This window comes from Photorhabdus sp. RM323S, assembly GCF_042879375.1.
GTDB classification, from domain to species: domain Bacteria; phylum Pseudomonadota; class Gammaproteobacteria; order Enterobacterales; family Enterobacteriaceae; genus Photorhabdus; species Photorhabdus tasmaniensis.
The window spans coordinates 1-1,219 of the sequence record NZ_JBHFKZ010000151.1 but is presented as its reverse complement, the minus strand read 5'-3'; the positions used below and the strand labels follow the sequence as shown (position 1 = coordinate 1,219).

The window sequence follows — 1,219 nt, the reverse complement described above, 5'->3', positions numbered from 1 at the left end:
GGAGATGGGGTAGCCAATGGTTATCTGAACCGGCCTGAACTGACGGCGGCACGTTTTCTGGCCGACCCGTTCAGTGATAAACCTGATGCGCGGATGTACCGTACCGGGGATTTGGCGCGTTACCGACCGGACGGCAATCTGGAGTTTCTGGGGCGCAATGACCAGCAGGTGAAAATCCGCGGCTTCCGCATTGAACCGGGGGAAATTGAAAGCCGGCTGGCAAAGCACCCAGCGGTGCGTGAGTCAGCGGTATTGGCTCTGGGTGAGCGGTCGGATAAACGACTGGTAGCGTATGTGGTGGCAGATGCAGCGGAGGGGTTGGTGAACAGCCTGCGAGCACACCTGAGTGCGGTTTTACCGGATTATATGGTGCCGGCGGCGTTTGTGCGCTTGGACAGCTTTCCGTTAACACCGAATGGCAAGCTGGATCGACGGGCACTACCGGCACCGGATAGCGAAGCGTTTGCCCGTCAACATTATGAGGCGCCGCAGGGAGAAGCCGAAACGGTATTGGCGGCCATTTGGTGTGAACTGCTGGGGATTGAGCAAGTCAGCCGGCATGATAATTTCTTCACGCTGGGCGGGCATTCCCTGCTGGCGGTACGGATGATTGAATGCCTGTGTCAGTCGGAGATGACGCTGGCAGTGCACGACCTGTTTCAGACGCCAGTACTGTCAGATCTTGCGCAAACGTTGGGACAGCACCGGGTAGTAGAAGTACCCGCTAATGTAATTACCCCCGATACGACGGCACTGACTCTGGCAATGTTGCCGCTAATAGATCTGACTCAGGCTGATATTGATCGTATCGCCGGGCAAGTGCCGGGCGGCATGAGCAATATTCAGGATATTTATGCCCTGTCGCCCTTGCAGGACGGGATCTTATTCCACCATTTACTGGCAAACGAGGGAGATCCGTACTTGTTGACCGGTCAGATGGTTTTTGCGAACCGGGCTTTGCTGGACCGGTATTTGGCGGCCATGCAGCAGGTGGTCAATCGCCACGATATCCTGCGGACCGCCTTTGTCTGGCAGGGGCTGTCTGGCCCGGCACAGGTAGTCTGGCGTCAGGCCACTTTATCCGTCACTGAACTGACGTTAGATCCGGCGGAAGGGCCGGTCAGTGAACAGCTAAACCGGCGTTTTGCCCCCCGCCATTATCGTTTTAACTTAAGTAAGGCCCCGTTACTGCAATTTGTTATTGCCCGGGAAGCGGATG

1 protein-coding gene is annotated in these 1,219 nt (G+C 56.6%); it reads left to right on the top strand.

The window, feature by feature from the left end; translation table 11 throughout:
- Nucleotides 1–1,219: condensation domain-containing protein (locus ACGF7G_RS22340; protein ID WP_387468472.1), on the top strand; the 1,219-nt coding region annotated here is incomplete at both ends.